General features: G+C 40.0%; 22 protein-coding genes and 2 pseudogenes. 12 read left to right on the top strand and 12 right to left on the bottom strand.

The genetic code is table 11. The features are described from left to right. Positions 1–10: 10 nt before the first annotated feature. Together ACYQ0C_RS10360 and ACYQ0C_RS10355 are read left to right on the top strand one after the other, a co-directional pair. A complete protein-coding gene (locus ACYQ0C_RS10360) occupies positions 11–580 on the top strand; it encodes a K(+)-transporting ATPase subunit C (protein WP_016277498.1) in 570 nt (189 codons plus the stop codon). Between the two features lie 274 nt (positions 581–854). Beyond that, positions 855–1,556 carry a hypothetical protein gene (locus ACYQ0C_RS10355; RefSeq protein ID WP_005841238.1) on the top strand — a complete coding sequence of 234 codons (702 nt, stop codon included), beginning with the start codon at positions 855–857 and terminating at the stop codon, positions 1,554–1,556. A gap of 141 nt (positions 1,557–1,697) precedes the next feature. Here the strand turns inward: ACYQ0C_RS10355 and ACYQ0C_RS10350 are convergent, their stop codons facing one another. Continuing rightward, on the bottom strand, positions 1,698–2,387 hold the full coding sequence (locus ACYQ0C_RS10350) for an HAD family hydrolase (RefSeq protein WP_016277497.1): 690 nt from the start codon (positions 2,385–2,387) through the stop codon (positions 1,698–1,700). Positions 2,388–2,423: 36 nt separating this feature from the next. Further along, positions 2,424–2,861 (bottom strand): annotated as a pseudogene (locus ACYQ0C_RS10345) (CatA-like O-acetyltransferase); the annotation flags it as partial. Between ACYQ0C_RS10345 and ACYQ0C_RS10340 the strand changes: the two are divergent. The 4 genes and pseudogenes from ACYQ0C_RS10340 to ACYQ0C_RS10325 all read left to right on the top strand — a co-directional run. After that, positions 2,851–3,378 (top strand): annotated as a pseudogene (locus tag ACYQ0C_RS10340) (glycoside hydrolase family 15 protein); the annotation flags it as partial. The pseudogenes ACYQ0C_RS10345 and ACYQ0C_RS10340 sit on opposite strands and share 11 nt — an antisense overlap. Positions 3,379–3,436: 58 nt before the next feature. Then, positions 3,437–4,396, top strand: coding sequence for a class A beta-lactamase, subclass A2 (gene bla, locus ACYQ0C_RS10335; RefSeq protein WP_016277495.1), 960 nt, complete (start codon positions 3,437–3,439; stop codon positions 4,394–4,396). A gap of 59 nt (positions 4,397–4,455) precedes the next feature. Continuing rightward, complete coding sequence (locus ACYQ0C_RS10330; RefSeq protein ID WP_016277494.1) at positions 4,456–4,911, top strand: GNAT family N-acetyltransferase; 456 nt, start codon at positions 4,456–4,458, stop codon at positions 4,909–4,911. 320 nt (positions 4,912–5,231) lie between these two features. Beyond that, a complete protein-coding gene (locus ACYQ0C_RS10325) occupies positions 5,232–6,026 on the top strand; it encodes a class I SAM-dependent methyltransferase (protein ID WP_025077034.1) in 795 nt (264 codons plus the stop codon). Between the two features lie 429 nt (positions 6,027–6,455). Here ACYQ0C_RS10325 and ACYQ0C_RS10320 read toward each other — a convergent pair whose 3' ends face one another. Beyond that, positions 6,456–6,809, bottom strand: coding sequence for a winged helix-turn-helix transcriptional regulator (locus ACYQ0C_RS10320; protein WP_016277492.1), 354 nt, complete (start codon positions 6,807–6,809; stop codon positions 6,456–6,458). A gap of 192 nt (positions 6,810–7,001) precedes the next feature. On the opposite strand from ACYQ0C_RS10320, the gene ACYQ0C_RS10315 reads away from it, so the two are divergent. Beyond that, a complete protein-coding gene (locus ACYQ0C_RS10315) occupies positions 7,002–7,970 on the top strand; it encodes an arginase family protein (protein ID WP_032942033.1) in 969 nt (322 codons plus the stop codon). A gap of 165 nt (positions 7,971–8,135) precedes the next feature. On the opposite strand, the gene ACYQ0C_RS10310 is transcribed toward ACYQ0C_RS10315, so the two are convergent. Next, positions 8,136–8,690 (bottom strand): NUDIX hydrolase, encoded by a 555-nt coding sequence (locus tag ACYQ0C_RS10310; protein ID WP_016277490.1) that lies wholly within the window; start codon positions 8,688–8,690, stop codon positions 8,136–8,138. 213 nt (positions 8,691–8,903) lie between these two features. Here ACYQ0C_RS10310 and ACYQ0C_RS10305 point away from each other — a divergent pair, with 213 nt between their 5' ends. The 3 genes from ACYQ0C_RS10305 to ACYQ0C_RS10295 all read left to right on the top strand — a co-directional run bounded on the left by ACYQ0C_RS10305 (position 8,904) and on the right by ACYQ0C_RS10295 (position 12,460). Next, positions 8,904–9,671, top strand: coding sequence for a DUF5131 family protein (locus ACYQ0C_RS10305; RefSeq protein ID WP_016277489.1), 768 nt, complete (start codon positions 8,904–8,906; stop codon positions 9,669–9,671). A gap of 179 nt (positions 9,672–9,850) precedes the next feature. Continuing rightward, the gene (locus tag ACYQ0C_RS10300; RefSeq protein ID WP_016277488.1) at positions 9,851–10,978 is read left to right on the top strand and encodes a sensor histidine kinase; all 1,128 of its coding nucleotides are present in this window, start codon (positions 9,851–9,853) and stop codon (positions 10,976–10,978) included. A gap of 12 nt (positions 10,979–10,990) precedes the next feature. Then, entirely contained in the window at positions 10,991–12,460 is a 1,470-nt protein-coding gene (locus ACYQ0C_RS10295; RefSeq protein WP_016277487.1) for a sensor histidine kinase, read from the top strand. A 70-nt stretch (positions 12,461–12,530) separates the two neighbouring features. On the opposite strand, the gene ACYQ0C_RS10290 is transcribed toward ACYQ0C_RS10295, so the two are convergent. Together ACYQ0C_RS10290 and ACYQ0C_RS10285 are read right to left on the bottom strand one after the other, a co-directional pair. After that, complete coding sequence (locus tag ACYQ0C_RS10290) at positions 12,531–13,199, bottom strand: MgtC/SapB family protein (RefSeq protein WP_016277486.1); 669 nt, start codon at positions 13,197–13,199, stop codon at positions 12,531–12,533. A gap of 17 nt (positions 13,200–13,216) precedes the next feature. Next, the gene (locus ACYQ0C_RS10285) at positions 13,217–14,449 is read right to left on the bottom strand and encodes a DNA recombination protein RmuC (protein WP_016277485.1); all 1,233 of its coding nucleotides are present in this window, start codon (positions 14,447–14,449) and stop codon (positions 13,217–13,219) included. Between the two features lie 95 nt (positions 14,450–14,544). Between ACYQ0C_RS10285 and ACYQ0C_RS10280 the strand changes: the two genes are divergently transcribed. Beyond that, positions 14,545–15,351 carry a Cof-type HAD-IIB family hydrolase gene (locus tag ACYQ0C_RS10280; RefSeq protein WP_016277484.1) on the top strand — a complete coding sequence of 269 codons (807 nt, stop codon included), beginning with the start codon at positions 14,545–14,547 and terminating at the stop codon, positions 15,349–15,351. A 259-nt stretch (positions 15,352–15,610) separates the two neighbouring features. Continuing rightward, the gene (gene rbp, locus ACYQ0C_RS10275; RefSeq protein WP_005843543.1) at positions 15,611–15,856 is read left to right on the top strand and encodes an RNA-binding regulator; all 246 of its coding nucleotides are present in this window, start codon (positions 15,611–15,613) and stop codon (positions 15,854–15,856) included. Between the two features lie 189 nt (positions 15,857–16,045). On the opposite strand, the gene ACYQ0C_RS10270 is transcribed toward rbp, so the two are convergent. The 6 genes from ACYQ0C_RS10270 to ACYQ0C_RS10245 all read right to left on the bottom strand — a co-directional run bounded on the left by ACYQ0C_RS10270 (position 16,046) and on the right by ACYQ0C_RS10245 (position 24,128). After that, complete coding sequence (locus tag ACYQ0C_RS10270; RefSeq protein WP_032942032.1) at positions 16,046–17,896, bottom strand: beta-N-acetylhexosaminidase; 1,851 nt, start codon at positions 17,894–17,896, stop codon at positions 16,046–16,048. A gap of 44 nt (positions 17,897–17,940) precedes the next feature. Next, entirely contained in the window at positions 17,941–18,855 is a 915-nt protein-coding gene (locus ACYQ0C_RS10265; protein ID WP_016277482.1) for a DMT family transporter, read from the bottom strand. Positions 18,856–19,108: 253 nt separating this feature from the next. Then, positions 19,109–20,356 (bottom strand): DUF1015 domain-containing protein, encoded by a 1,248-nt coding sequence (locus tag ACYQ0C_RS10260; RefSeq protein ID WP_016277481.1) that lies wholly within the window; start codon positions 20,354–20,356, stop codon positions 19,109–19,111. Positions 20,357–20,460: 104 nt separating this feature from the next. Then, positions 20,461–21,381, bottom strand: coding sequence for an NAD(P)-dependent oxidoreductase (locus ACYQ0C_RS10255; protein ID WP_016277480.1), 921 nt, complete (start codon positions 21,379–21,381; stop codon positions 20,461–20,463). A gap of 108 nt (positions 21,382–21,489) precedes the next feature. Further along, positions 21,490–22,560 (bottom strand): 3-phosphoserine/phosphohydroxythreonine transaminase, encoded by a 1,071-nt coding sequence (gene serC / locus ACYQ0C_RS10250; RefSeq protein ID WP_016277479.1) that lies wholly within the window; start codon positions 22,558–22,560, stop codon positions 21,490–21,492. Positions 22,561–22,814: 254 nt separating this feature from the next. Next, the gene (locus ACYQ0C_RS10245) at positions 22,815–24,128 is read right to left on the bottom strand and encodes a DEAD/DEAH box helicase (protein WP_016277478.1); all 1,314 of its coding nucleotides are present in this window, start codon (positions 24,126–24,128) and stop codon (positions 22,815–22,817) included. Positions 24,129–24,144 lie beyond the last annotated feature (16 nt).

The raw sequence follows: 24,144 nt of genomic DNA, 5'->3' as shown, positions 1-24,144 counted from the left end.
ATAAATAACAATGAAAAATTTTATAAAGTCATTCAGACTTACCTTAGTCTTTTGTGTGTTTTTCTCAGTATGCTATATACTAATCTTATGGATTTTCGCTCAATTTGCCGGACCTAATTCCGGCAATGCCGAGGTTGTGAAACTTAATGAAAATGTGGTAGGTGCAGCCAATGTGGGACAATTATTTACAGAAGATATCTATTTCTGGGGACGTCCTTCATGTGCTGGTGAAGGTTATGATGCGGCTAATTCGGCCGGTAGCAATAAAGGTCCTACCAATGAGGAGTATCTGGCTGAAGTAGAAGCGCGGATTGATACATTTTTAAAGCATCATCCTTACTTGAGCCGTAAGGAAGTACCTGCCGAGATGGTAACAGCCAGCGGTTCCGGACTGGATCCTGACATCACTCCGGCCTGCGCATACGTGCAGGTACAACGTGTGGCTAAAGCTCGCGGAATGAGTGAGGAAACTGTAAAAGCTATTGTAGATAAAGCTGTGGAAAAACCGTTTATGGGCATGTTCGGTACAGAGAAGGTGAATGTGTTGAAACTGAATACTGCTTTAGAAAAGGCAAAATAATAAAAAATATATAGTCATTAAATTAGGAAGATGTGCGTCATGAAAAAGAGAAGTTCCCTCTGGATACCGAGAGCCTGTCGGCTCTAGAAGCTGTGGCTATCATTGTATTGTTCTTTGCTTTGATAACATGGATTCTTGATCTTTGACGTGCATCACCCATTGAATGATGCATCTTGATTCAGAAAAACTCAAAATGGATATTTCCTTTCAGACAATAAGAAGGAAATAGTAGAAATATGTAAAACACGAGTATTAATTAGTTTAATTTTTTAAGATGAAAAAGAATTTGAAAAAAGTGGTATTGGTGCTGGCTTTACTGTTGCCTGGAGTGATAAAAGCACAAGAATTTAACGTAACGGCTAAGGCAGATTTTGTAAGTGATTACATTTGGCGTGGCGCTTACCAGAATTCAGGATTTTCAGTACAGCCTACATTAGGATTATCTTACGGCAATCTTTCTTTGTCTGCTTGGGGGAGTCAGAGCCTGACCAAGACAGACGGTGCACAAGAGTTTGACATCAATTTGAGTTATACCATTGGCGGTTTAGGTATTACAGTGACCGACTATTGGTGGAATGGCATCACCATGCCCTACGGGGATTATAAACATGATCATCATTTTGAAGGAACATTAGCTTATAATTTCGGCGAGAACTTTCCTCTGACCTTGAGCTGGTCTACCATGTTTGCGGGAGGAGACGATAACAAAGACGGTGATCGTGCTTATTCCACTTATATCAATGCTTCTTATAATATTGCTTGCCCGGCAGAAATTACGCTCACTCCTTCCGTTGGTTTCACTCCTTGGAAAGGAATGTATGATGCTGATGGTGCTGCTTTTACAGATATTGCTTTAAAAGCTTCCAAGAACATTAATATTACAGATCATTTTTCTTTGCCTTTGTTTGTACAGGCTATTGTTTCGCCCTCATTTGACAAAACTTATCTGATAGCCGGATTAAGTATTGGGTTTTAAATGTGTGATTTTTTTGATGAAAAGGAGAAATGCAAAGCATTTCTCCTTTTTGTTGTATAGAATGACTTATTTTTTTGATTCTTGCCGGACATGGCGTTTTTGTTCAAAGAGTGCCAGGTGGAGAATGGAATATGGCAAAAACTAAAGATAGTTTTGTATCTCCTTAATATTATTCAACTTTATAAAGTTGGAGTGCGTTACTTCGCCTTCATATTGTTCGTGTGCCCAAGTGATATGATGAGGTACATAGGCTGCATAACCTCCGAGTTCCAATATGGGAATAATATCTGACTTTATCGAGTTACCTATCATCAGTAAATTTTCTGCCTTGCACCCTAAATTATCAAGCAATCTTTTATAATCCGCATTTTTCTTGTCGCTCATTATTTCTATGTGGCAAAAGTATTCTTGTAGTCCGGATGCAGAAATCTTTCTTTTTTGATCGAACAGATCACCTTTGGTGGCTAATACTAATTTATAATTTTCGCACAAGGCTGATATGACTTCTTGCACACCGTCCAATAATGTGATTGGTCTTTGCAGAAGTTCCTGACCTGATCGGAGGATTTCTTTTACGAGATTGAGGTCTCCTTCTCCATTAGTAACTTTGCAAATGGTTTCAATCATGCAAAGCAGCATTCCTTTCAGTCCATAGCCATAGATATGCAGATTTTTTATTTCTGTCTTGAACAATTCTTCTGATACGGAAGGAGCTGGTGAATATTTCCTCAGAAGATGACAAAATTTGTGTTCCAACTCTTGAAAATAAAGTTCATTTTCCCAAAGAGTGTCATCGGCATCAAAAGCAATAAATTCTATTTTATTTTTCATATTTTATTATTAGAATAGGAAGAGGGGGCAATCATATCATAATGTATTGTTTTGTCCGTCTTTTAAGTTCTGTATAAATTCGGCAACATTTCGTCCATCCACCAAGCCATGGTGGACACTGATGGATATAGGGAGCAAAAATTTCTTTTTTTCTTGTATCAACTTACCTGTGGAAATTTTGGGTATAGAATCTCCTGTTTGAATTGAACCGGCATGTTTCATCTCGGAAAAGGCAAACCAAGGCAGAGCCGAATAACGGATGACATCTGCTCTTGCAGTGTCCTTGGAAAAAGAAAGTCCGGTACTGTTTTTTACTCTATGTATTTCCTTTTCTGCATTTTCAATAAATAAGGAGAGATCTGTGTCATACTCAAAAAATCCAAAGCCAAAAGTTCCGTCCTCTCTTCCGATAGTGGGCGAAATATTGATTTTATCATATTCTACTACTTCTCCGTTTTCTATACGTATTCTGAATAAATATGAGAATAGCCGACGTTGGGAAGAAGAAGCGGATGCAATTAAAGTGGATGTTATGAAAAACGGATGGAAGGAAGAAATACAAAGTTTTTCACAAGCATACGGCAATCTGGATTTGGACTCTTCTTTACTGTTAATGGAACCTTATGGATTTATAGATGCTGATGATATTCGTTATCATAAAACAGTGAAAGCCGTCAAGAAATCCTTGTTACACAAAGGATTGATGTACCGCTATAATACTCATGATGATTTTGGCTGTCCTTCTTCGGCCTTTACCATCTGTACTTTTTGGCTGATCCGTGCACTTTATGTCATCGGGGAAAAAGACGAAGCACGCTGTCTGTTCGATGAAATTTTGCAATATTCAAACCATTTGGGTCTGTTCAGTGAAGATATTGATTTCGAAACAAAAGAACAATTGGGTAATTTCCCACAAGCTTATTCTCATCTGGCACTGGTAAATACTGCTGTGTTATTTGCGGAAGAAGATAAAAGGCTAATCTTTAAATAAGGAAAAATTTGGAGAATGACTGATAATCCGGTATCTTCGTACAATTAAAATCAGGAAAATGCGTATAACAAAAAAACGGAGCCCAAGGTTAATCTTGCAGTCTTTAGTAAAAAACGGATGTCCATATATTATTATATGTATATGGTGTGTGTTGTCTGGCGGATGTGTTTTCAATAAATCCCAAGATTCATTGAAAACATTAAAAACAGAAATTCGACATATTATTAAAGATAAGAAAGCAACTATAGGAGTGGCTTTGATACTGGATGGAGAAGATACGCTGGCCGTAAATAATGCCGAAAAATATCCCATGATGAGCGTTTATAAGTTTCATCAGGCATTGGCTGTGTGTGATTACCTGCAAAAACAGCATATTCCACTTTCCACTTCCCTATATCTTGATAAAAGGTATTTCAAACCGGATACATACAGTCCTTTGCGTGATAAATATCCCCAAGGTAATTTGGAACTTCCGATTAGTGAACTTTTAGTTTATACAATGCAGTCAAGTGACAATGTAGCCTGTGATATTTTATTCGATTATATAGGTGGTGTAAACGTGGTGGATGAATACATTCATTCATTGGGAATAAACGATGTTTCCATAACTGCTACCGAAGATGAGATGCATCAAGACATGGATGATTGTTACAAAAACTGGACAACACCAATGGAAGCAGCCAATCTATTGGAACTTTTTATGACTCAAGATCCCATGAAAAATGAATATACAGATTTTCTAAAACATATTATGATAGAGTGTGGGACAGGTAAAGACAGACTGCCTGCTCCCCTTCCCGAAAGTGAAGTCAAGATAGGACATAAGACAGGCACTTCCGATAAGAATGAACGGGGGGAATACATTGGAATCAATGACATTGGCTTTGTAACTCTACCTGATGGAAGCCGATACGTAGTAGCTGTATTTGTCAAAGACTCAAAAGAAAATATGGAAACGAATACTAAAATAATTTCTGATATTTCGACTGCTGTTTACCGATATGTCAGGAATCGTTAAAATAGTGTTTTTTGTACTATCTATGAAGATGAAGACAAGAATGCAATAAATATAATATTATGGATTATCACATCATTAAAATATCTAGAAATAAAAAGCAATATCTGGACTTATTATTGCTTGGGGATGAACAAGAAACAATGATAGACCGGTATTTAGAGCGCGGTGACTTGTTTGTATTGGAAGATAACGGGATAAAAGCTGTTGGCGTTGTAACAAAAGAAGGTCCGGAAATTTGTGAATTGAAGAATATAGCGGTTACCCCTAGTGCCCAACGACAAGGATATGGCAGAAAACTAATAAATTTCCTGATAAACCATTACTCAAAAGAATATACTCAGATGATGGTGGGAACGGGAGATGTTCCCGGCACCCTTGCATTTTATAAAAGTTGCGGTTTTGAATATTCTCATTGTATAAAAGATTTTTTCACGGAGAATTACGATCATCCTATCATTGACAATGGGGTTTTACTAAAAGATATGATTTATTTGAAACGTAAAATAGGGTTTTAAAAGAGTGGAAACGATCAAATCCTTACTAAATTTAAACATTATTTTCTATCACTTTCAATGAATCAGACAGAAAAAATCTTTTTATGAATAATCTATTTACAATTCAATAAAATAAATGTATCTTTGCAATATGTTAAAAACTCGTATATCGGATTTGGTGTCGTAAACAATCTGTTCTTATAGAATAGATTGTCCAGTTGTTTTTACTCTCAGAATGTCTTTTGGGAGCAATTTTATATTATTTATAATTGATCTTTTAATCCGCATACGAATAGTGGGATTGTATCTCTCAACACTGTATGCCTCAATGTTTTACAATAATGAATAACGATAATAATAACAATACAATCCAAGAATTCGACGTAAATTTAATTTGTGATTTCTTTTTAAACACAAACCGGCAAGGTCCTGGAAGTCCCGAAGCAACCTTAAAAGCACTAAGCTTTATAGATAATCTCACTGTTCAATCCCTTATCGCCGATCTCGGTTGTGGGACAGGAGGTCAGACAATGGTATTGGCACAACATACATCGGGAAGTATTACAGGACTCGACTTCTTTCCGGAATTTATTGAATGCTTTAACAGAAATGCCGAAAAGTTAAATTTACAGGATAGAGTGAAAGGTGTAGTCGGCTCAATGGATGCCCTTTCTTTTGAAAAAGAATCCCTAGACTTGATTTGGTCGGAAGGAGCTATTTATAATATCGGTTTTGAACGAGGATTGAACGAGTGGCGTAATTATTTGAAACCGGGAGGATACCTTGCCGTTTCTGAAAGTGTCTGGTTTACCGATCACCGCCCGGCAGAGATTCATGACTTCTGGATGAATGCTTACACGGAAATAGATACAATTCCTAATAAAGTAGTACAAATACAAAAAGCGGGATATATTCCCGTTGCTACGTTCATTCTTCCTGAGAATTGCTGGACAGAACATTATTATGTTCCGCAGGCCAAAGCCAAAGAAATGTTTATCAAGAAGTATGCAGGGAATAAAACAGCTGAAAAACTGATGGCATCCATCTGCCATGAAGCTGAATTGTATAGTAAGTATAAAGAATACTATGGATATGCATTTTTTATAGCAAAGAAAATAAATCCTTTTCAAGATTAGTGGAAAGAAGAGTAAAGTGACCTTCTAAAACATATTCAAGCAGTGCAGACATTCTGTTCAAGGAGTATCTGCACTCGCTTTTTTATATATCAAGCATTTCTGTTAAAGCACTTTTCTGTACATAAGCACTTATACCCAGTCGTCTTTTTCACCGCTTCATTCAGAAAAACAGGTGAGATATTGAGCAGCAAAGCATATTCTTGTGGGCGTTTCAATGAATGGAATTTTACAGCCAATAAGGCTTTTAATTGTTTTATGATAATAGTATAACGGCTATTTATCTTACAACAGATTATTATCCCAGATGCCATAGCACTGAAAGATATAAAGAAAGCAATGGTTCAATCACCCTCTATTTAAAACGTTTTCTAATTGAAAAAGTAATTCATTCTCAATCAGAAAGCCGAATTGATGAAGAACTTGTTGAACTTAGTCTTCCATTTCTAATATTTTCTTCATTTGCGGTCGGAATCCATCTCCCCATTTTTCCAATTGTTCAATAATGGGAAGCAGTGTTCTACCTTGCTCTGTAATGGAATATTCTGTATGGGGAGGAAGTTCCGAAAAAATCTTTTTCTGTATCATGCCATGAATCTCCAGTTCTCTCAGTTGTTGGTTGATTACCCTTGGGCTGGCATCATCAAAATAACGATGAAGTTCACTCGGACGCTTCGGGCCTTTGTCCAATTCTTGAATAATGCAGCTTTTCCATTTTCCGCCAATCACTTCCATCGCTATTTTCACACCGCAGTCTATATCAAAAGGTATTTTCTTTCTGTACATAAATCTTCTTTTTTCTGCAAAATTAATCATATTGAAATAACATGGAAAGAATAGCTTCCACTCTTTTCATGTTATAGGGATAAATTATTCATATACTGATTAATTTATCCCTACTTGCGCAAACCATCGGGTAATTATAAATTTGCAGACAGATTCAGATATAGGAATAATGGGATATATAATAATGATATAATGAAAAAGTGGTTATCTCTGATAGTATTACTGGCTGTTAATGTGATTTCTATTAATGCACAACAGAAAAATTCAATTAATAATCAAAGTATGGAAAAGAAAACAAAAACAATTCGTTTGATTTATCCGCAATGGCAAGGAGGTGATATTGCCCGGTGGATTACTGAAATAAAAGATCCCGAAGCAGCATCAAAAGGATATTCCTTAGGGGCAGAATTGCTTAACTTCCTGGCTCCCGACAGCAGTCAGGAAACACTGACTGTTCCCATTTCAACAGAAATTACAGAACGTATAAAAAAGGACGGCGTACTAGACCGCGACATTATTGTGAAACAGACTAACGCTGCTCTTGACTTGTTGCGTATCAGTGATCCTGATAAAATAGTAACTCTTGGAGGAGAATGTTCTGTCAGTGTCGTTCCGTTTACCTACCTTGCAGAGAAATATAAAGATGATGTGGCAATGATTTGGATTGATGCCCATCCTGATATAACACTTCCCGGAGATATGTATTGTGGATTCCATGCCATGGCTGTTACTGCCTGCATGGGGAAAGGCGACAAGGAAATCCTTTCCAGGCTACCGGCCCAAATAGCCCCCTCAAAGATTTTGCTCGTAGGATTGCGTGATTGGGAACGTGATGAAATAAAAGTCCGCCAGAAACAATATGGTATAAAACATCTTACTCCGGAAGATGTAGCACAAAATAGTAATGCTATATATGAATGGCTAAAATCATGTGGAGCATCCCGCGTGTTAATTCATTTTGATATGGATGTGCTCGACCCTGCCGAAATCATAGCAGCCGTAGGGGTAGTTCCCGATGGAATGAAATTGGCAGAAGTGGTCCGCGTTATTAATGATATTGCTAAAGAAAAAGAAATAGTAGGTCTGACCGTTGCCGAACCGATGCCACGGATTGCTATCAGGATTAAAGAAATGTTAAATCAATTACCTCTGTTGAAATGATAAGGAACAGATAAAAAGACATTTAGAATAACCCGTCAAAATCAATTCTCCGGAGAGCTCCAATATTTTATGGGCAAAGTGGTTCTAGATTACTTTATCCTTTAAGCCCCAATACATTTTCAGGGAGGATTTTGCCCTCTCTGAAAATGTATTGGGGTGATTGAACTATGAATGAGAATATAAAGCAAAATACTTCCAAAGCGGTGCTGCCATCAATGATTGTTTTACTTCATCATTCAATAACAACGCTTTTACTTCTTCTTCACTCAGCAAATGCACTGTCAGATCTTCAGTTTCTTCCAAATGCTGGGTAGAGATTCGTTCTACCTCCGTAGCCAGATAACAATGAGTGATATTGGTCATGGTGCTGGTATTTGCTGAGACGGTCATAAGTTTTGTCCAATTTCCATTACCATACCCTGTTTCTTCGTACAATTCGCGTTGGGCAGAAAGCAAAGGTTCTTCTCCGGTTTCACAAACTCCGGCACAAATTTCATAACGTGTTTCTTTTATTCCGTGACGGTATTGGCGTACTAATACGAATTTACCCTCTTTGGTGATAGCAATTACATTTACCCAATCAGGATATTCCAAAATATAATATTCAGGAATTTCAACTCCTGTAGGTAGTTTAACCCGGTCACGGCGTGCGGTCAGCCAAGGGCGGCGGATAAGATATTCACTTTCAATAATCTCCCATTTTCTATCGTCTGTGCTCATATAATAAGTTTTTTGTTTTATATTCTACATTATAAAATTTATTCTTGTCAGTGGCTTAATTGATTATACCGGCAAAGGTACACTAATCCATTTGCATTAACTATAACACTCCCATTCTTTTTGAAGAAATTCAGGAATGAATTATGTAAATGATGAAAAGACTTTAGCTAACTTTGCAGACAATAATGAAATGATAAATTTTATTCAGACAGAATGGAAAATAGAATAAGTCCGGAGTCTTCTCTATGGAATCCTTGGCATGGCTGCCATAAGCTAAGTACAGGTTGCCGGCATTGTTATGTATATCGCGGAGATAGTAAACATGGGAAAGACAGTTCCATAATAACCAAAACCGGACAATTCAATCTGCCCGTGCGACGGAAAAAGGATAAGACTTACAAGATCCCTTCCGGCAATCTCGTCTATACTTGTTTTACCTCCGATTTTCTGATAGAAGAAGCCGATGAATGGCGTATAGAAGCATGGAAAATGATGCGGGAACGATACGATCTTCATTTCTTGTTTATAACTAAACGCATAGACCGGCTCGGCCAATGTCTGCCTCCGGATTGGGGGGACGGGTATGATAATGTTACCATTTGTTGCACCATGGAAAATCAAGACAGAGTGGATTACCGTCTTCCTCTTTATAAAGCAGCTCCTGTAAAGCATAAAATCATTATCTGTGAACCGTTGTTGTCCGCTATAAACTTCAAGGGAGAACTCGGTACATGGGTAGAACAGATTGTGGTAGGTGGAGAATCGGGCAAAGAAGCGCGTATATGTAATTATGACTGGGTATTGGACATTCGTCGGCAATGTATAGAAAATAATATAAGCTTTTGGTTTAAACAAACCGGATACAGATTACTAAAAGGAGAACGTGAATATAAAATAGCCCGTCAATTTCAACATACACAAGCTAGAAAAGCAGGAATAAACTATTCTGGGAGATCTAACGGCAATAATTATAGTGATTAAGAAAGTGTTTCATTTTGAAAGAGCCCCCTTTTCATTTTGGTAAGCTTTAGTCTTTGATGACACGCTTATGGCATTGTAGCTAAGTCGTTTGTTTTATTGGTATATTCTTTGTCTGTTATAAAAGGACTGATATTAAATATGCGGAAAATTGTTATATTAGCAATATGATAAAGTAACAAATGGAAGACAGAGAAGAAAGTGTACAGCATTTTTTAGATTTGATTAAACGTTCACGGCGTGGAAAGTTTAAAATCTATATCGGAATGATAGCCGGTGTAGGGAAAAGTTATCGTATGCTGCAAGAAGCTCACGAAATGTTGGAGAACGGTGTAGATGTACAGATAGGTTATATTGAAACGCACGGACGTGCAGGAACCGTTGCTATGTTGGAAGGATTGCCTGTTATCTCTCGGAAAAAGATATTTTACAAAGGTAAGGAAGTGGAAGAAATGGATCTTGATGCCATTCTTCAGTTACATCCCGAACTGGTTATAGTAGATGAATTGGCACATACCAACATCGAGGGCAGCCGGAATGAGAAACGTTGGCAAGATGTAATGGAATTGTTGGATGCCGGTATAAACGTAATTTCTGCAGTTAATATCCAGCATATAGAAAGTTTGAATGAGGACGTAAAAGGTATAGCAGGTATAGAGGTTAAAGAACGGATTCCGGATAAGGTGTTGCAGGATGCGGATGAAGTGGTAAATATAGACCTTACCGCCGAAGAACTGATAAACCGGTTGAAAGCCGGGAAAATCTATCGCCTTGAAAAGATTCAGTTGGCACTGAATAACTTTTTTAAGACAGAGAATATTCTTCAGTTACGTGAACTGGCACTAAAAGAAGTGGCCTTTCGAGTCGAGAAGAAAGTTGAAAATGAAATTGTTACAGGCGAAAAGGGTATCCGGCACGAGAAGTTTTTGGCATGTATCAGCAGTAATGAACGGACTCCCCGACATATCATCCGTAAAGCGGCACGGCTTGCTTCCCGGTACAATACGGTCTTTTTTGCCCTTTATGTACAAACGCCTGCCGAAAGTACGGAACGTATTCCATTGGCAACACAGCGACATTTACTTAACCATTTTAAACTGGTTACCGAGTTGGGCGGTGAAGTTATCCAAGTTTCATCTTCCGATATTCTGGGAGAAATAATTAAAACTTGTCGTCAACGTGGAATTACAACTGTCTGTATGGGGCATCCTGCTTTCAAAATGCCCGGTGCATTATTGAGTCTTTCCAAATATCGAAAATTTCTAAACTCTTTAGCTGAAATGGACATAGATTTGATTATACTTGCATAAAAAATAAAAGTTATGAATATAAAGTCGAAACTAACCCTTGCCATAGGGATATTGGTGGCAATGATTGTACTATTGGTTGTACTTTCTGTTGTGAATTTGCAAATACTCACGGCCACGGAGCCTGACAGTCCGGCAGCAGGTCCCGGATTACAGCGGGCTTTATTGTGGATATATGTTGTTGGTGCCGCATGTATATGTATTGGTATTGGTATGTGGTTGCGCCTTCCCGCATCGATTGATAATCCTATTAAAGAACTGACCAACGCTATACAGGAAATTGCAAACCATAATTATGAGAAACGTTTGGAATTGAACAGCAGTGAAGAATTTTCAGAAGTATCTAAAAATTTCAACCGCATGGCCAAACGCCTGGAAGATTATCATGCAAGTACTTTATCCGATATGATGGCATCTAAAAAATATATGGAGACTATCATCAACAGTATCAACGAGCCTATTATCGGTTTAAATAATGATATGGAAATCCTGTTCATCAATGATGAAGCATTGAATGTGATCAACCTGAAACGTGAAGAAGTTATTAAACATTCTGCACAGGACATTTCCCTACGCAATGATTTGTTGCGCCGCCTGATTCGTGAATTGGTGGAAATTCCTGGGGAACCAGTCAAAGACAAGGAAAAAGAAAAGAAAGAACCTCTGAAGATTTATGCGGACAATAAAGAGAGTTTTTTCCAAGTAAAATACATGAGTATTTCCCAACCGGGGAAAGATGGGGTTACTATGGAAAAAAAAGGACATGTCATTATGTTGAAGAATATAACCGAATTTAAGGAACTGGATTCGGCCAAAACTACATTTATCTCTACAATCTCACATGAATTGAAGACTCCTATCTCGGCTATTATGATGAGTCTGCAATTATTAGAAGACCAACGTATCGGAGCTTTAAATGAAGAACAGGAAGATTTGGCAAACAGTATCAAAGAAAATAGCGAACGGCTGCTTAACATCACCGGCGAATTACTGAATATGACCCAGGTAGAATCAGGAAAACTACAGTTGAAGCCTAAGATAACCAAACCTATAGAGTTGATAGAATATGCAATAAAGGCAAACCGTGTACAAGCTGAGAAATTCAATATTCAAATAGAAGTGGAATACCCTGATGACAAGATAAGCAGGCTGTTTGCCGACAGTGAGAAGATAGCTTGGGTGCTGACCAACCTTCTTTCCAATGCCATCCGGTATTCACCGGAAAACGGTCGTGTAATAATAGGGGCACGTCAGACAGATGATGGATTCATTGAGATGTTTGTACGGGATTTCGGGAAAGGGATTGATCCACGTTATCATAAAAGCATCTTTGACCATTATTTCCGGGTTCCCGGAACTAAAGTACAAGGAAGTGGTTTAGGGCTGTCTATTTCCCGGGATTTTGTCGAGGCCCATAATGGTACTCTTACAGTAGACAGTAAGCTGGGAGAAGGAAGTACGTTTGTTATGCGGTTAAAAGCATAATTACAGCACAGGGGAGAGAATCTTTCAATAAGCGCTCTCCCCTGCTGCTTTTGAACCAAGCCGAAAAAGCTTACTCCAGCCTGTGAACGGTAATATCAGTAAAGTCTTGTAATAATGTCAGTAACATACCTTCATCATTGTATTTCTTAGATTTTATAACCATTGTAACATAATAGGTTGTTACTTCTCCCAACCTCTTTTCGTCCAATTGATAGGAAACAATATTGTACTCTTTGGAATTGAATTTCTTGGCCATACGGTTCAGTGTTTCTTTATTGTCTGTAGAGAACTCCACCATGGAACTTTTCATACCTATACTTTTAAAAAGATAGCTGAGAGCCTCAAGACCAATCAGCGTAAGGATTGTTGCTGAGATTCCCAGCCAGTACATACCGGCTCCAATGGCCAGACCGATGCCCGAAGTAGCCCAAATTCCGGCAGCGGTAGTAAGCCCGCGCACGATTTGTTTCTGAAAAATAATAGTACCCGCTCCAATAAAACCGATACCGCTGACAACCTGTGCGGCCACACGGCTCGGGTCCAGGTCTATCCCCTCCATCTTCACTACTTCCATAAAACCATATTGTGACACAATCATAATGAGAGCACTTCCCAGTGATACTAGAAAATGGGTACGGTAACCGGCTTCTTTGGCACGATATTCCCTATCCAAACCAATGACAGTACCCAAAGCGCCTGCCACAAACAATCTTAAAATAAAATCCCATGTCATGCTCATACTTAAATCCTCCTTATTTATTCATCTTCATCATCTGTCAGTTCGGGCAAACTCAACATTCGTTGGCTGTCTTCTGCCGGAAGAGCTTCTACCTGGCGTAGTTTACGCTCTATGGCACGAGTGCGTTTCCCCATAACTTCCTCTAACTGGTCTCCTGCGTTCTGTAGATTTTTCTGTACCTTTTCCAGCAATCCTCCAAATTTTCCGAATTCAGTCTTTACTGCCCCTAACACATTCCATACTTCGCTTGTTCGTTTTTGAATGGCCAGTGTACGGAATCCCATTTGCAAACTATTCAGGATAGCTCCCAGGGTGGTAGGACCTGTAACCACTATCTTCCAGTCTTTTTGCAACATTTCCACCAACGCGGTCCGGCGGATCACTTCTGCATAGATATTTTCGAATGGCAGAAACATAATGGCAAAATCTGTTGTAAAAGGTGGGTCTACATATTTATCGTGAATATCCTTTGCCATTTTTTTGATTGTGATTTCCAGTTGGCGGGATGAAGTTTCAATCAATGCGGCATCTCCGGCTTCGTATGCATCCTGATATTGCTCATATACATCTTTGGGAAATTTGGCATCCACAGGTAAATATACAATTTCATCACTATTTTCCTTTCCCGGAAGTTTAATGGCGAACTCCACAAATTCCGTTGCATTTTTCTTGGTTTTGACATTCGCCTCATATTGTTCCGGACTCAGCATCTGGTCCAATAAGGCCCCTAATTGTACTTCTCCGAATGTACCCCGCGTCTTCACATTGCTTAAAACTTTTTTCAATCCTCCTACATCCTGTGCCAGGCTCTTCATCTCTCCCAGCCCTTTTTGTACATTCTCCAGTTGCGAACGTACTATCTCAAAGGATTGTCCTATACGTTCATTCAATGTTTTCTGTAATTTTTCTTCTACCATTTGCCGCATGTCATCCAATCGTTTTTCCGTACTTTTCACCAAGGCTTCCTGTTGTTTGCCCATTGCTTCAAATTTTTCCCGTTGCATTTCATTACCGGTCAGCAGGTTTTTATGCAAAGTATCCTGCATATTACGGATAGAATAATTCAAGGTTTGATTCAGTTCGTTACGCAGTTCGCGGATATTTCTTCCCAATTCGTCCCGGTTTTCTTTCATTTCTTCGCGTAGCAATCCTTCCAGACGTTCGGTTTGCAGACGATTGTTTTTAGTAAGTGCGATTACCATATTAATTATCAGCAGGATAATAATTACGGTTAATAAAATTTCTGTCATGATTCTTGTTTATTTTGAGCAAATGTAGCAAAAAGCCATGAATTTTATCGTTATATTTGCAGCGAATTTGGCAAAAGCACTCCATTAAATAGTATATGAAGTATAAATTATTAGTTTTAGACCTAGACGGAACGTTGACCAATAAAAAGAAAGAGGTAACGGAACACACACGTCGTACACTTATCGAAGCGCAAGAGCGCGGAGTAAAAATTGTTTTGGCATCGGGACGTCCCACATACGGTGTGGCTCCACTGGCCGAGATCTTAGAATTGCAGAAATACGAAGGTTATATACTTTCGTATAACGGAGGTGAGATCATAGACTGGAAAACCGGTGAGATGATGTACGAGAATGTGCTCGATCCGGACGTATTGCCCTACCTGTATAAATGTGCCACCGACAACCATTTTGCTATCGTCACCTACGATGGAAAATATGTATTGACTGAATATCCGGAGGACGAATATGTATTGAAAGAAGCTATTCTGAATGTGATGACTCCCAAGAAAGTGGATCATTTCCTGGAGGCAATAAAATTCCCTATTGCCAAATGTCTGATTGTAGGTGAACCTACTCGGCTTGCAGTGCTTGAAAAAGAAATGTACGAACACTTGAAAGACCGTATGGGGGTATTCCGTTCCGAACCTTATTTTTTGGAACTGGTTCCTAAAGGTATTGATAAAGCACAATCACTGGCCGTATTGCTAAAAGAAATCGGTATGACAAAAGAAGAAATGATTGCCGTTGGTGATGGTTTTAACGATCTTTCCATGATACAATATGCCGGATTGGGGGTAGCAATGGCCAATGCTCAAGAAATAGTCCGTCAAAACGCCGACTACATCACCCTTTCTAATGAAGAAGATGGTGTAGCCGCGGTAGTAGAGAAATTTATTCTTTAGGTTTCCGGTCAAAGAAAGGATTTCAGCCCTGTTCGTCAGCCTGAAAAGACTAAAAAGAGTCAGCAGTTAAAAAAATATCAAAATAAAAAGAGAAATATAGTGGATAATCCAATTATTTATCGTTCCTTTGACAACGGAATATAAAAAGATAGTTTTTTCGATTGACTCAATTCATCTCACACTTGAACCGTTTCTATTCTTCTAACTAAATTTTTAAATTCAAAGTTTACTTAATTATTTATTTATCAATTTTTATTTTATGAATTTGTATATTGGAAACCTTAACTATAATGTTAGGGAAGGTGATTTGAGAGGTGTAATGGAAGAGTATGGAACAGTAGCTTCAGTAAAACTTATTACTGACCGTGAAACACGTCGTTCTAAAGGCTTTGCTTTTGTAGAAATGCCTAATGATGACGAAGCCAAAGAAGCTATCAAGCAATTGAACGGTGCAGAATATGTAAACCGTACTATGGTTGTAAAAGAAGCACTTCCTAAAGCATAAGGAATTAAACATTCCACATCACATGATGGCGATAGAGATTCACTCTGTCGCCATTTTTTCTTGAACAGCTTTTTATTTTGAGAATACATGAAAGGCATATTGATAAGAAAACGGACATCTGTTTTTGTCAGAATGTCCGTTTCTTGTTTAGTATTTGTTCTTTAGAAAGCTATTGCTCCGAAGGCGAATTTACTCCGCCCCTATTTCCTTCTTACTTATCTGACTGATACCCTGCGGACGAATCGCAATGGCTTGTATGATAGCATCTTTATTCACTTGTATAGTGTCGGTATACAATGGAGATTGCACATCGGGAACGCTGCCATCCAACGTATAATGTATTTCCGCATCATCAAAAGTATGAAGAGCAATCTTGGCTTTTCCTTCATCGGGAGCCGGAACGATATCAATGTTCACATCATAAATGTCCTGACGGAAATCATAACCTCTATCCCGGTAGATAGTCAGCAGAGCCGGTAAACGTTTCAAAAAGTTGTCGAAATTTTTATGTGACGGTTCCGTCCATTGAATCTCGGACAAAGCAGCCATACGGGGAAGAATTTGCCATTCCATCTTCAAACTGTCACGCGTCCATTCTGTCCAGATGCATCCTTGAGTTCCGATGATATATTTTTGTTCATCCGTTGCCAATTCATCAGAAACAGGTTCAAATGTATAGACACGTTCAAGGCTTTTAGTCCCTTTTATCCGGTTGTAAGTAGGATTGCTGAAATAAAGAAACTGAATAGGAGTCATAATCGCATCATGGTGCAGACGGGCGGCTTCGATACCACCTTTGACACTCGTCCATGACATCACTGTGGCACCTGGAGCCAGTCCTCCCTCCAACATCTCATCCCAGCCCAGCATTTTACGCCCTCTGTCATTAATGACTTTGCCTACCTCGGACATGAAATAGGTCTGTAATTGGTTCTCCTTGCTGTGTCCTGGTGTATCTTTCAAACCCAATTCCCGAATTTTAGCTTGACATGCAGGGCATTTTTCCCAACGTACTTTCGGGCATTCATCCCCACCAATATGGATATAAGGAGAGGGAAAGATGTCCATAATTTCATTCAATACATCTTTGGCAAACTGTAAAGTCCGGTCGTTTCCTCCACAAAGCACATCAGGGAATACCCCCCATTTACAAGGAATCTCGTATGGACCTCCCGTACAGCCTAATTCCGGATAGGAAACCAAAGCTCCCATCATGTGTCCCGGAAGGTCAACTTCGGGAATTACAGTAATAAAACGGTCAGCGGCATACTTGACAATCTCTTTTGCTTCTTCCTGTGTATAAAAACCGCTATGGGGAGTTTCATCATAGGTCTGGGTTTCACGGTCAATCAACGTACGTGGACGTATCGAACCTATTTCCGTAAGTTTGGGATATTTCTTGATTTCAATTCTCCAACCTTGGTCTTCGGTCAGATGCCAATGAAAATAATTGATATTGTGCAGTGCCAGCATGTCAATGATTTGTTTCAGATAAGAAACCGGAAAATAATGGCGGCCCACGTCTACCATGAAACCGCGATAACCGAAACGAGGATAGTCATTAACAGTTCCCACCGGGATGGCGACGGATACCTGTTTGTTTTTGGTCAATGGCAAAGCCTTATAGAGCGTTTGTATTCCATAAAATACTCCCGACTCACTACCTCCATTCAAATGAATGTTCTCAGAAGTTACCTCCAGTTGATACCCCTCTTTGTTGGGGATGGAACTGTCAACCGCCAAGATTATGGAATTCTTCTTTGCGGCTTCAGTTGTTGTCCGGACGGTAATTCCCGTTGCCTCTTTAATGTAGGAAGCTAAAAATTCTGCCGTCCGTTGCAGTCTTTCATTGCCCTCCGGATAGACAATACCGGTTTGCGGATTAATAACAAAAGGGGGGGCTTGGATGTCTTGACTCACTTCTTGGGGCTGCGGAATGACATTCAGATTTCCGATTTCTGTTTTTGTAGGGGAACATGCGGACAGGCCAAACGCCATCCACATTCCCACTCCTGCCCATTGCATCAGTTTTTTTTTCATAGGGAAAATTTATAATTGCAAGGGCAAAGATACAAAATCTGACCTTATCTTCCTGTATGCTTTAGCCGAATCTTGCTTTTTTTCAGCAATGTTTTTCCTCCTATAATCAGAGTTACGGCAGTAATCACCATCAAAATGCCCAGAATAATGCGCGGAGTCAGCTGCTCGCCAAAAATCAGTACTCCGAAGAACAAGGCTGTAACAGGCTCCAAAGCACCCAGAATGGCTGTTGGTGTGGAACCAATGTAGTGTATGGCCTTTGTCATGGTCACCAATGAGATAACAGTAGGAAAGACAGCCAGTGAAATGGCGTTCACCCATAACAAAGGTGTAGGGATAAGCTGCAATCCGGTACAGAACTTCAATCGTACCACATAAACAGACAGGCCGAAAAGCAGGACATAGAAAGTAAGCTTGGCTATAGGCATATCCTTCAAGGAAGAACGGTTTACACCCACTATATAGATGGCGTATGCCAAGGATGATAAAAAGACAAAAGTAATCCCGACCAGACTGAGTGTCTGTCCTCCCGGACTTTTACAAAGCAAAGAAATGCCCACAAAGGCCAGCGCTATGGAAAACATAGTAACCGGCGATACTTTTTCCTTAAATACTACAGCCATAATAATAGCTACCAGTACCGGGTAGACAAACAATATGGTGGATGCGATACCGGCATCCATGTAGTTATAACTCATAAAGAGAAACAGGGAAGAGAATGAGAACAGCAGTCCCATGATGCAAAGTGGCAGCACGTCCGCTTTCTTGATGGCAAAAGATTGCTTCTGCATCTTCATCATGACACCTAGTACAACTATAGCCAGTGCATAGCGATAAAATAATACCGAGTCTACGCTCATTCCTGCACTATAAAGAGGAAGGGTGAACAGTGGGTTCATGCCGTAGCTGGTTGCTGCGATTGCCCCAAGGAGAAATCCTTTAGTTTTGTTGTTAGTCATCGTTTTTGTTACACGCTTAAAAATCGGCGCGAAATTAGATATTTGTCAGCAATAAACAAAGGAAAAGTGCTTTATTCTTTCAATCCGACATCTATTTAATTTTGATTATACCTATACAACAAACACAAAAGAATTTATAGGCCTGTAACGGTCCCAAAGTTTTTTGCTTTTTTCAAACCATAAGGCAAAATTGAATCCCATAACCGGACGGCTATGGGATTCAGTCTGCCCTGTCAATGGTATAATGTTTTGATCAACTCAATTTATGAATAACCAATCCCGAACGAAGTTTCGGCTCAAACCAAGTTGTTTTAGGCGGCATAATATTACCGGTATCAGCAATATCCATTAATTGTTTCATGGAAACAGGATAAAGAGCCAAAGCCACTTTCATCTCACCACTGTCCACGCGCTTCTTTAATTCCTCCAAGCCACGGATACCACCTACAAAGTCAATCCGTTTGTCGGAACGAAGATCCTTGATTCCCAATATTTCATCCAATATCAAGTTGGAAGAAATAGTCACGTCCAATACCCCGATAGGATCATTGTCATCGTATGTGCCCGGTTTCGCTGTCAGGCTGTACCATTTACCGTTCAGATAAAGAGAGAAATTGTGAAGAGCCTGTGGTTTATAGACCTCAGCACCTTTTTCTTCTACCACGAAGTTTTTGCTGACAGCGGTCAGGAATTGTTCCGGAGACAACCCGTTCAAGTCTTTTACAACCCGGTTGTAATCAATAATGGTCAGCTGGTTGGCCGGGAAACATACAGCCATGAAGTAGTTGTACTCCTCATTTCCCTGATGGTTTGCATTTTGCTGTGCTTTTTCGGCGCCTACCAAGGCAGCGGCAGCCGAGCGATGATGCCCATCGGCAATATAAAGAGCCGGCATAGCCTCGAAAGCTTTTGTGATAGCTGTTATATCCTCTTCTTTGTCGATCACCCAGAATGAATGTCCGAAACCGTCACCCGGAGCAATAAAATCATATTCCGGCTGTTGTGAAGTATATTTCTTAACGATAGCATCCAATTCCGCATTATCCGGGTAAGCAAAGAATACCGGTTCTATATTGGCATTATTTACACGGACATGTTTCATGCGGTCTTCCTCCTTATCACGACGGGTCAGTTCATGTTTTTTGATGACCCCGTTCATATAATCGGGAACATACGCTCCTACCACCAGTCCATATTGGGTCTTGCCGTTCATGGTTTGTGCATATACGTAATAATTTTCTTTTCCGTCTTGCACCAACCAGCCCTTGTCCTGAAACATCTGGAAATTTTCGGCAGCCTTCTCATATACCTTGGGATCATGTTCGTCTGTTCCGGCAGGGAAATCAATTTCCGGTTTAATAATATGATAAAGTGACTTCTCATTACCTTTCGCTTCCTCGCGTGCTTCTTCAGAGTTCAGCACATCGTATGGGCGTGAAGCTACTTGTTCTACCAATTCTTTCGGAGGGCGGATGCCTTTGAAGGGTTTAATTATTGCCATAAAATAAAAGTATTAGATTTTACTTGCCGGGGCGAATTGCATTCGCCCGAAAACATAAACTGTATGCATTCGGCCGGATTCAATCCGCCCCGGCGGTTATTGGATTACTTATTTACTTTGAACTTCTCGCAACCGTCTTTCAGGAAGCCTACAATCTGTCTGGCAGCAGCGATACCTGCATTGATATTTGCTTCAGCCGTCTGGGCGCCCATCTTTTTCGGTGTAGAGAAATAGCGTCCGGCAAATTTCTCCGCAAATTCTGCGTTGGCAGCCGGCATGATATCAGTAACATACTTTAAATCGGCACGGTCTTCCATCAGCTTGATCAATTCCGCTTCATTGATTACTTCCTTACGGGCAGTATTCACCAATACTCCACCTTTAGGCATTTTGTTAACCAATTCATAGTTGATGGAATTTTTAGTTTCAGCCGTAGCAGGAATATGCAGGGACACTACATTACAAGCCGCATACAGTTCCTCAGCAGAAGAAACAGCTTTCACACCATCTTTTTCAATTACTTCTTTCGGACAGAAAGCATCAAAAGCATAAATATCCATACCAAATCCTTTGGCGATACGAGCCACATTGCGGCCTACATTACCGTATGCATGAATACCTAGCTTCTTGCCCATCAGTTCAGTACCCGAAGTTCCATTGTAGAAATTGCGGACAGCCATCACCATCATGCCAAAAGCCAGTTCGGCTACTGCATTGGAGTTCTGTCCCGGAGTGTTCATTACACATACATTGTGTGCCGTAGCAGCCGCCAAATCCACGTTATCATAACCAGCTCCCGCACGTACTACGATTTTCAGTTCCTTTGCCGCATCCAATACTTCGGCATCAATAATATCACTACGGATAATGATGGCGTTAACGTCCTTTACAGCTTCCAGTAATTTAGCTTTTTCACCATATTTTTCCAGCAATACGAGTTCGTAACCTGCTGCTTCTATTTCTTTACGGATACCGTCTACTGCAACTTTTGCAAACGGCTTGTCTGTTGCTACTAATACTTTCATGGTCTTATTGTATTAAAAAGATTCACCACAGATTAGCACGGATTATCACAGATTCCATTTATTGTTCCTATCTGTGTAATTCGTATAATCTGTGGTGAGCATAATTAGTTAATGAAGTTTCTCAAATTCCTGCATGCAGTCAATCAAAGCCTGAACGCTTTCCTTCGGCATGGCGTTGTAGCAAGATGCGCGGAAACCACCTACAGAGCGGTGGCCCTTAATGCCCACCATACCTCTTTCTGTGGCAAATTTCATAAAGTCGGCTTCCAGTTCCTTGTATTCGTCGTTCATCACGAAACAGATGTTCATATAAGAGCGGTCGGCCTTATCGGTTACTGTGCCACGGAACATTTTGTTACGGTCTATTTCAGCATACAGCATGTCTGCTTTTTCTTTGGCGCGTCTCTGCATTTCAGCCACACCACCGTTGGCCTTGATCCAGCGCAAAGTCTGCAAAGCGGCATAAATAGGAAGTACAGGAGGTGTGTTGAACATAGAGCCACCGTCAACGTGGGTCTGATAATTCAACATAGTAGGAATATAGCGTGATACCTTGCCCAGTGCATCGTTCTTTACAATCACGAAAGTAACACCGGCCGGAGCCAAATTCTTCTGTGCACCACCGTAGATACAAATATATTTAGAAACGTCAATAGGACGAGAGAAAATATCAGATGACATATCAGCAATCATAGGAACCGGAGAATCCAGATCTTCATGAAGTTCTGTTCCGTAGATTGTGTTATTAGTTGTGACATGGAAATAATCTGCATCAGCAGGCACCGTATAATCTTTGGGAATATAGGTATAGGTCGCTTCTGCGGAAGATGCTACTTCTACCACTTCACCGAAAGCTTTGGCTTCTTTCATCGCTTTCTTAGCCCATACACCAGTGTTCAGATAGGCAGCTTTCTTTTCGAGGAAGTTGTAAGGTATCATACAGAATTCCAAGCTGGCTCCACCTCCCAAGAACAGTACCGAGTACCCTTCCGGGATGTTCAATAGTTCCTTAAACAAAGCAACAGCTTCGTCTACTACAGGCTGAAAATCTTTAGCACGATGACTGATTTCCATGATGGAAAGACCTGATCCATTAAAATCAAGAACGGCTTGTGCTGTTTTCTCAATTACCTCGCGAGGCAAGATAGATGGTCCCGCATTGAAATTATGCTTTTTCATTTGAAGTTTGTTTTGGTTATACAATTTGTTTATGTCTTACATTGGGCGAAATTACACATTATTTTCAGTTTTCCAAAAAAATCGCTAATAAATTTACGAATTTCCGCATAATTTTCTTTCAAATTAGTTAAATCTGAATTTTTATGCTTTCATTTTGTAAATACAACCCTAGCAAACAATGATTTAAAGCATAAAAAAAATATCTTTTTGAATTATTCTTTTATCATTTTATTTCAAGAGTTGACAAATTGTCATTATTTAGCTTCTTCAATAAGTGTTTTTATGCCCTTTATCTTCTCGTTTCGTATTAAATTCAGAGTTTGCTTTATCTTTTTGCGCGATACGGCTGCAAAAGAATAGTGGTCTTTTACATCAATCCGCCCTATTTCGTCTTTATTCAAGTTTCCTTTTTTAAAGAGAAATCCCACAATATCTATCTTATTGATTTTATCTTTCTTACCTTTTCCTATATATAATGTTACATATTCGGGCAAAGACGGTTTGGGTGTCACCTCGGGTAACACGAACTCTTCCGGCTCACCGGTTATATAGCCGGGCATTGTTTCTTCGGCATGAAGGATGACGTATGAGTTTCCTTCGGCCTCCCAGCGGGCGGTACGTCCGTTGCGGTGAATATATCCGTCTTCATTGGCTGGCAGATGATAATGCACCACATTCTCTATTTCAGGGATATCCAGTCCGCGCGCAGCCAGGTCGGTAGAAACAAGTACATGGCAACTTCCGTTGCGGAATTTATACAGAGAGCGCTCACGGTCGTCCTGTTCCATACCGCCATGAAAGATGCCGCATTGGAACTTCTTGGATTGAAGATACTTCCCTACCCGTTCCACACTTTCACGGTGGTTGCAGAAAACCAATGTCGATTGGCTTCCCAAAGTACAAAGTAGTTTATATAAGGTTTCCAATTTGTCTTTTTCCGGAGACAGTACCTTATATAAATGCAGCCGTCGGGCAGTCTGTTCTTCCGGATTCAGAAAGTTCAACTTGATGGTCTTGTTCAAGCCTGTAAATTGCGGAATTTCTTCCGCATCGGTAGCCGACAGCAGGAAGCGTCGTTGCAGACCGGGCAATTGTCCTATGACGGTTGCCATCTCTTCCTGAAAACCGAACTCCAGACATTTGTCAAATTCATCTATTATCAAAATGGAAACCGTATCTGCATCAAAATTCTGTTTGGAAAGATGGTCATTCATACGCCCCGGCGTACCGATGATGACCGATGGCTGCACCCCTTTGATGGTACGGTGCTCTTCCATGGCAGGTCGTCCGCCATAGCAGCTTACGGCCTTGAATGATGTATTCATGGATTTGAATACCTGGTCTATTTGTAAAGCCAGTTCTCGGGAGGGCACAAGCACTACTGCCTGCACACCTTTCACATCCGGCTTCAAGCTCTGTACCAAAGGCAACAGATAAGCCAACGTCTTACCAGATCCCGTAGGAGACAATAATATGAGATCCTTTCCTTCTTTCCATGCATCAATGGATGCCTCTTGCATCGGGTTCAGTCGCTCAATTTTCAAATGGGCTAGTATGTTCTCTATCATATTTATTTTCGTTTTA

Source organism: Phocaeicola sartorii JCM 17136 = DSM 21941, from assembly GCF_054653615.1.
This window is presented reverse-complemented; position numbering and strand designations above follow the sequence as displayed.

Bases quoted from the DNA above. Each gene is read 5' to 3' on its own strand.
- ACYQ0C_RS10360 (WP_016277498.1), top strand. From the start codon at position 11: ATGAAAAATTTTATAAAGTCATTCAGACTTACCTTAGTCTTTTGTGTG.
- ACYQ0C_RS10355 (WP_005841238.1), top strand. From the start codon at position 855: ATGAAAAAGAATTTGAAAAAAGTGGTATTGGTGCTGGCTTTACTGTTG.
- ACYQ0C_RS10350 (WP_016277497.1), bottom strand. From the start codon at position 2,387: ATGAAAAATAAAATAGAATTTATTGCTTTTGATGCCGATGACACTCTT.
- bla (WP_016277495.1), top strand. From the start codon at position 3,437: ATGCGTATAACAAAAAAACGGAGCCCAAGGTTAATCTTGCAGTCTTTA.
- ACYQ0C_RS10330 (WP_016277494.1), top strand. From the start codon at position 4,456: ATGGATTATCACATCATTAAAATATCTAGAAATAAAAAGCAATATCTG.
- ACYQ0C_RS10325 (WP_025077034.1), top strand. From the start codon at position 5,232: ATGAATAACGATAATAATAACAATACAATCCAAGAATTCGACGTAAAT.
- ACYQ0C_RS10320 (WP_016277492.1), bottom strand. From the start codon at position 6,809: ATGTACAGAAAGAAAATACCTTTTGATATAGACTGCGGTGTGAAAATA.
- ACYQ0C_RS10315 (WP_032942033.1), top strand. From the start codon at position 7,002: ATGAAAAAGTGGTTATCTCTGATAGTATTACTGGCTGTTAATGTGATT.
- ACYQ0C_RS10310 (WP_016277490.1), bottom strand. From the start codon at position 8,690: ATGAGCACAGACGATAGAAAATGGGAGATTATTGAAAGTGAATATCTT.
- ACYQ0C_RS10305 (WP_016277489.1), top strand. From the start codon at position 8,904: ATGGAAAATAGAATAAGTCCGGAGTCTTCTCTATGGAATCCTTGGCAT.
- ACYQ0C_RS10300 (WP_016277488.1), top strand. From the start codon at position 9,851: ATGGAAGACAGAGAAGAAAGTGTACAGCATTTTTTAGATTTGATTAAA.
- ACYQ0C_RS10295 (WP_016277487.1), top strand. From the start codon at position 10,991: ATGAATATAAAGTCGAAACTAACCCTTGCCATAGGGATATTGGTGGCA.
- ACYQ0C_RS10290 (WP_016277486.1), bottom strand. From the start codon at position 13,199: ATGAGCATGACATGGGATTTTATTTTAAGATTGTTTGTGGCAGGCGCT.
- ACYQ0C_RS10285 (WP_016277485.1), bottom strand. From the start codon at position 14,449: ATGACAGAAATTTTATTAACCGTAATTATTATCCTGCTGATAATTAAT.
- ACYQ0C_RS10280 (WP_016277484.1), top strand. From the start codon at position 14,545: ATGAAGTATAAATTATTAGTTTTAGACCTAGACGGAACGTTGACCAAT.
- rbp (WP_005843543.1), top strand. From the start codon at position 15,611: ATGAATTTGTATATTGGAAACCTTAACTATAATGTTAGGGAAGGTGAT.
- ACYQ0C_RS10270 (WP_032942032.1), bottom strand. From the start codon at position 17,896: ATGAAAAAAAAACTGATGCAATGGGCAGGAGTGGGAATGTGGATGGCG.
- ACYQ0C_RS10265 (WP_016277482.1), bottom strand. From the start codon at position 18,855: ATGACTAACAACAAAACTAAAGGATTTCTCCTTGGGGCAATCGCAGCA.
- ACYQ0C_RS10260 (WP_016277481.1), bottom strand. From the start codon at position 20,356: ATGGCAATAATTAAACCCTTCAAAGGCATCCGCCCTCCGAAAGAATTG.
- ACYQ0C_RS10255 (WP_016277480.1), bottom strand. From the start codon at position 21,381: ATGAAAGTATTAGTAGCAACAGACAAGCCGTTTGCAAAAGTTGCAGTA.
- serC (WP_016277479.1), bottom strand. From the start codon at position 22,560: ATGAAAAAGCATAATTTCAATGCGGGACCATCTATCTTGCCTCGCGAG.
- ACYQ0C_RS10245 (WP_016277478.1), bottom strand. From the start codon at position 24,128: ATGATAGAGAACATACTAGCCCATTTGAAAATTGAGCGACTGAACCCG.